Below are 5,380 nucleotides of genomic sequence, written 5' to 3'. Positions count from 1 at the left end.
GTGTATCAGTCGACATCTGCTGTGACTGATACACCGCTTTCGCGAGCAAGCCCGCTCCCACATTTGATTCGGTTTTTTCAGGGGGATTTTTGTTGTGGGAGGAACCGCAGGAGCGCCGCGACGATCGCTTCCGGCGCATCTTCCTGGACCAGATGCCCGGCATTCGCAATCGCCTGAAACCGCGACCCGGGAATCATCTGATGCAATGCCTGCCCGCGTTCAATGGGAATCCACTGATCGTCTTCCCCCCACAGAATCTGCACCGGACACCGAATCGTCGGGTACAGCCCTTCGGCCTCACGGGTATAACGCTCGTCCATCTGCGCGATCTGCCGATAGAACGCCGCTTGCCCCGGATCGCCGAGCCAAGGCTGCACGTAAGGCGCGAGTTGATGATCAGGCATCTCGCGCTTGATCGCCCCGCGAATATACGCCGGCACAATCGCCCGCTGAATGTAATCGGGCAGGCCCCTGAATGCCGCCTCATGCTGGCGCACATGCTGCACAAACGGCGAACCCCAGGGCGTCAGCGCCACGGGATCGATCAGCGTCAGGCTGCGGTAGTCCTTGCCGTTCAGCAGATGAGTACGCAGAGCGGTGGCGCCGCCGAAGTCGTGAGCGACGACGTCTGGTCGCGCCAGACCCCAGTGATCGAGCAAATGAGCCAGCAGGTCGTTCTGTACACCCAGCGACACATCGCCCTCGATTTTCTCCGATAGCCCATAACCCAGCAGGTCAAAGTAATGCACCCGATGGTTGGTGATGAAGTGCGGTGCAATCCGGTGCCACACGTAAGAAGAGAAGGGCGTGCCATGCACGAACACCAACGGCGGACCGTCGCCCCGTACGGCGTAACGAACGGAGCGCCCGTTGAAGCGATAGGTCTGAGGCAGCGGCCAGTCAGTCATTGGGGGTGTCCTCTTGGCGTGGGGGAGCCAAAAAGCATAGGCATAAAAAAACAGCCATTGAAGGCTGTTTTTATATTCACTGACGAAACACCGCTCCCACAGGGATTTTTATCGGCGTTTAGATCGGCTTATTCACCGTGATAGATGCAACCGCTGGTGCACGTCTCGTGAATGCGGATCGCGCTGAGTTCCGGCAGCAGAGGCTTCAATTCCTTCCAGATGAATTTGGCCAGCACTTCACTGGTCGGGTTTTCCAGACCGGGAATGTCGTTCAGGTAGTTATGGTCCAGGCGCTCATAGAGCGGCTTGAAGATCGCCTTGATTTCCGAGAAATCACGGATCCAGCCCGTGTGCGGATCGAGGTCGCCGCTCAGGTGGATCGCCACTTTGAACGAGTGACCGTGCAGGCGGCCGCACTTGTGGCCTTCCGGTACGTGGGGCAGGCGGTGGGCGGATTCGAAGGTAAATTCTTTGAAGATTTCCACAGTGATTTCAGCTCTGTCAGGTGGCGATCGCCGCGGCGATGTGGGCAGGCGGCGAGTTTAACAGTTTGCGTTTGGCGTTGCGGGAAAACACTGACTAAAGGGTCAGCAAGCGCTCCCCGAGGCGACCGCTGGCAGCCAGTTCGAGGAACTCATCGCCCATGCGACGGCTTTCATCCATCGTCGTGCGCCAGTATTTCTGTCGGCTCGGGGCATCGCCCATGAAGCGTTTGAAGTCGTTGCGGTCCGGGAGTTTGCCGTAGGGCAGGCGCGCCAGGTAATCCTTTGACGGCGCCAGCAACAGGACATCCTGCAAGCGCGCAGGACACGCGCGGCGCCATGGCAGGGTCTTGTCGAACCAGCCGGGAATCACCCGGTCGGTGAAATGCGGATAGAGCACGATGTCGTTGCCGCTGTAGGGCAGGTCGAGGTGATAGTCCAGCAGACCGCCATCGCGAAACGTCCCGGCACCGGCACCCGGCAGATTACGCACGCCTTCCATCACCATCGGGATCGAGCCTGAGGCGAGCAAGGCCTGGCGCAGGTTGCCGGCATTCAGCGCAACGAAGCGCGAGGGGAAATCGTTGAGTGCATTGACCGGCGGGGCCAGGCGCGGATCGTGAATGATCAGCCGCTCGAAATGCCGCGACAGGCGCGCCCGGCCGCGCAGGTTGTCGGCGATCACCGATGACAGGCCCAGCCACAGTCGGCCGCGATGATCGTCCGCCAGCAGGCCGTGGCTTTTGACCACCATGATGTTCAGTCGGTAATGAGCGTTGTCCAGAATCGAGGCATCGCGGCCGTCGAGCAGCTCATCGAGCATGCGCCGGGAGCTCTGGCTGATCTGCGCCATGGTCACGCCCTTGGCGAAGTTCTGCTCGGTGTAGAGGTGACCGAGGCGGCGGATACCTTCGGCGGCATCCGGCAGACACGCGCTGGCGAAGCGCCAGGAACCCACCGACGCACCGATCAACGAGCGCTCCCGCGGTGCCGTCGGCAGCCATTCGCCGAACAACGCCAGGTCCAGACCTTGAATCCCCAACGCCTTGGGACCCCCAGCGGCACCCGGCAGTGTGCCGACATCGGCGGCGCTCAAACCGTTTTCACGGATGCGCGCCAAGGCACGAGGGCCGGCCTTGAGGGTCAGGGAGGGGAACTTGATGTGGAAAGCGGTCATACCGGTCTCGAATGCAGGCAAGCGGGGGATTATAAACGCACGAATCCCTGTGGGAGCGGGCTTGCTCGCGAAAGCGGTGAGTCAGCAGCATTAATACCAACTGAAACACCGCTTTCGCGAGCAAGTCGGATCGCCGCACCGCCGCTCCCACAGGGTTTTGTGCAGGGCGGTGATGTCGTGTTGCCGGCTCAATGATGGCAATTCAGTTTCAATTAAGTTCGCCCCGTTAAGGTGCACTCCCTCGGCAACACATAAAAAAATACGGAGACACCCCATGAAAACCCTGACTGCCCTGTTCACCGCGTCCATCATCGGCATGACCGCCAGCATCGCCCACGCTCGCGACCTCGGTCCCGACGAAGCCCTGAGGCTGCGCGACGCTGGTACCATTGTGTCTTTCGAGAAGCTCAACGCCACCGCTCTGGCCAAACATCCCGGCGCCAAAATCACCGAAACCGAGCTGGAAGAAGAGTACGGCAAGTACATCTATCAGGTGGAAATGCGCGACCCTCAGGGCATTGAGTGGGACCTGGAGCTGGACGCCGTCAGCGGGCAGATTCTCAAGGATCATCAGGATACGTAATGAAGGTGTTTTCTTTTTCACAGCGGTGCACGAGAGGTCGAATGGCTCTGGCGCTTCTGGCTTTTTGCTCGGTGGCCATGGCTCGCGACCTGGATCAGGACGAAGCCCTGCGCCTGCGTCAACAGGGTGTGATCCTGCCGCTGGAGCAGCTGTTGCAGCAAGCGCTGGACCGTTACCCCGGGGCCAAATTGCTGGAAGCCGAGCTTGAAGAGAAACACGACGTCTACGTTTATGAAGTCGAGTTGCTGACCCGTGAAGGTGTGGTCCGCGAACTGGACCTTGACGCCACCACCGGCCAGTTACTGAAAGACAAGGAAGATTGATCGATGCGTTTGCTTCTGGTGGAAGACCATGTGCCGCTGGCCGACGAACTGATGGCTGGCCTCAACCGGCAGGGTTACGCCGTGGACTGGCTGGCCGACGGTCGCGACGCGGTGTATCAGGGCAGCAGCGAGCCTTATGACCTGATCATCCTCGACCTCGGCCTGCCGGGTTTGCCTGGGCTCGACGTGCTGACGCAATGGCGGGCCGCTGGCCTGTCGACGCCAGTGCTGATCCTCACCGCCCGTGATTCCTGGGCCGAACGAATCGAAGGCCTCAAGGCCGGCGCCGACGATTACCTGACCAAGCCTTTCCACCCCGAAGAGCTGCACTTGCGCGTCCAGGCGTTGTTGCGCCGTTCCCATGGCCATGCCAACCAGCCGACGCTCAAGTCTGCCGGACTGCACCTGGACGAAGGCCGCCAATGCGTGACCCGCGACGGCGCCGACATCCAGCTCACCGCCGCTGAATTCCGCCTGCTGCGTTATTTCATGCTGCACCCCGAGCAGATTCTGTCCAAAAGCCACCTCGCCGAACACCTCTACGACGGTGAAACCGAGCGCGATTCCAACGTGCTCGAAGTCCACGTCAACCACCTGCGGCGCAAACTCGGGCGCAGCGTCATCGAAACCCGTCGCGGCCAGGGTTACCTGTTCGGCGGGCAAGCCCAGTGAGGTCGATCCAGCGCCGCTTGAGCCTGGGGCTGATCAGCGTGATGGTGATCGTCGGCCTGGTGCTGGCGCAGACCAGCCTGTGGCTGTTCGAAATGGGTTTGCAGCGCTACCTCGAAGCCGGGCTGCGCGACGACAGTGAAAACCTGCTGGTGGCGCTGGTGCGTGGGCCGCAGGGGTTGCAGCTGGATGAGCGACACCTGTCGCCGGCCTATCAGCGACCGTTTTCCGGGCATTACTTTCGCATCGATTTCGCCGACAGCCATTGGCGCTCCCGTTCGCTATGGGATCAGGAACTGCCGCGCCTCGACCATGCCGGCCTGCACAGCAACCTGCAATTGGGGCCGGAAGGCCAGCAATTGCTGGTGCTGCGTTCAGACTATCGACGGCTCGGCCAATCGATCTCCATCAGCGTGGCCCAGGATTACACGCCGGTGCGCGAGAGTTTCCAGCGCATGCGTCAAGTCGGATTGGGCCTTGGGCTGACGGGGCTGCTGCTGATTCTGCTGCTGCAACGGATCACCGTGCGCCGGGCCTTGCGCCCGCTGGAAAAGGCCCGCGAGCAGATCGCCCAGTTGCAGCAAGGCCAGCGCTCGCAACTCGATGATCAGGTGCCGGTAGAGCTTGAACCGCTGGTGGCGCAGATCAACCATTTGCTGGCGCACACCGAAGACAGCCTCAAGCGTTCGCGCAATGCGCTGGGCAACCTCGGCCACGCCTTGAAAACCCCGCTGGCGGTGTTGTTGAGCCTGGCCTCAAGCGAGAAGCTCGATGCGCAGCCGGAACTGCGCAAGGTGATGCAGGCGCAACTGGAACAGGTTCAGCAGCGACTCAATCGCGAACTCAATCGCGCACGGTTATCCGGCGATGCGTTGCCGGGGGCGTTGTTTGATTGCGATGCTGAATTGCCTGGATTACTGGCGACGTTGAACATGATTCATGGCGAGCATCTGGACCTCAGCTATGTGGCGCCGAAGGGGTTGCAACTGCCTTGGGATCGTGAGGATTTGCTCGAACTGCTCGGTAACCTGCTGGACAACGCCTGCAAATGGGCGGATGCCGAGGTTCGGTTGAGCGTGGTCGAGACGGCCGAAGGGTTTGAGTTAAGCGTGCAAGACGATGGACCGGGGATTCCCGAAAACCAGCGCGATCAGGTGTTCAGCCGGGGTACTCGGCTTGATGAACAAACGGATGGGCATGGGTTGGGATTGGGGATTGTGCGGGACATCGTCGATACG

The 5,380-nt window shown here is 60.9% G+C and carries 7 protein-coding genes; 4 read left to right on the top strand and 3 right to left on the bottom strand.

Features of this window, described 5'->3' with window-relative positions:
- Window positions 1–77 precede the first annotated feature (77 nt).
- From KGB03_RS02360 to KGB03_RS02350, 3 genes are all read right to left on the bottom strand, one after another.
- Entirely contained in the window at window positions 78–908 is an 831-nt protein-coding gene (locus KGB03_RS02360; protein WP_223526206.1) for an alpha/beta fold hydrolase, read from the bottom strand.
- Window positions 909–1,036: 128 nt separating this feature from the next.
- Window positions 1,037–1,393 (bottom strand): 6-carboxytetrahydropterin synthase QueD, encoded by a 357-nt coding sequence (queD, locus tag KGB03_RS02355; RefSeq protein ID WP_008152165.1) that lies wholly within the window; start codon window positions 1,391–1,393, stop codon window positions 1,037–1,039.
- 94 nt (window positions 1,394–1,487) lie between these two features.
- Window positions 1,488–2,567: a patatin-like phospholipase family protein gene (locus tag KGB03_RS02350; RefSeq protein WP_223526204.1), complete on the bottom strand. Its 1,080-nt coding sequence runs from the start codon at window positions 2,565–2,567 to the stop codon at window positions 1,488–1,490.
- Between the two features lie 274 nt (window positions 2,568–2,841).
- Here KGB03_RS02350 and KGB03_RS02345 point away from each other — a divergent pair, with 274 nt between their 5' ends.
- The 4 genes from KGB03_RS02345 to KGB03_RS02330 all read left to right on the top strand — a co-directional run.
- Window positions 2,842–3,150 (top strand): PepSY domain-containing protein, encoded by a 309-nt coding sequence (locus KGB03_RS02345; RefSeq protein ID WP_008152162.1) that lies wholly within the window; start codon window positions 2,842–2,844, stop codon window positions 3,148–3,150.
- A complete protein-coding gene (locus tag KGB03_RS02340) occupies window positions 3,150–3,473 on the top strand; it encodes a PepSY domain-containing protein (RefSeq protein ID WP_111452444.1) in 324 nt (107 codons plus the stop codon). Before KGB03_RS02345 ends, KGB03_RS02340 begins: the two co-directional genes overlap by 1 nt.
- Window positions 3,474–3,476: 3 nt before the next feature.
- On the top strand, window positions 3,477–4,145 hold the full coding sequence (locus tag KGB03_RS02335; RefSeq protein WP_111452443.1) for a response regulator transcription factor: 669 nt from the start codon (window positions 3,477–3,479) through the stop codon (window positions 4,143–4,145).
- Window positions 4,142–5,380: ATP-binding protein (locus KGB03_RS02330; protein ID WP_223526202.1), on the top strand; the 1,239-nt coding region annotated here is incomplete at its 3' end. The genes KGB03_RS02335 and KGB03_RS02330, both read left to right, overlap by 4 nt.

The organism is Pseudomonas sp. BF-B-26, from assembly GCF_019956495.1.
In the GTDB taxonomy this organism is placed as follows: domain Bacteria; phylum Pseudomonadota; class Gammaproteobacteria; order Pseudomonadales; family Pseudomonadaceae; genus Aquipseudomonas.
Note: the sequence above shows the minus strand (reverse complement) of the source record. Positions and strands in the feature narration are given on the sequence as shown.

Bases quoted from the DNA above. Each gene is read 5' to 3' on its own strand.
- KGB03_RS02360 (WP_223526206.1), bottom strand. From the start codon at position 908: ATGACTGACTGGCCGCTGCCTCAGACCTATCGCTTCAACGGGCGCTCC.
- KGB03_RS02350 (WP_223526204.1), bottom strand. From the start codon at position 2,567: ATGACCGCTTTCCACATCAAGTTCCCCTCCCTGACCCTCAAGGCCGGC.
- KGB03_RS02345 (WP_008152162.1), top strand. From the start codon at position 2,842: ATGAAAACCCTGACTGCCCTGTTCACCGCGTCCATCATCGGCATGACC.
- KGB03_RS02340 (WP_111452444.1), top strand. From the start codon at position 3,150: ATGAAGGTGTTTTCTTTTTCACAGCGGTGCACGAGAGGTCGAATGGCT.
- KGB03_RS02335 (WP_111452443.1), top strand. From the start codon at position 3,477: ATGCGTTTGCTTCTGGTGGAAGACCATGTGCCGCTGGCCGACGAACTG.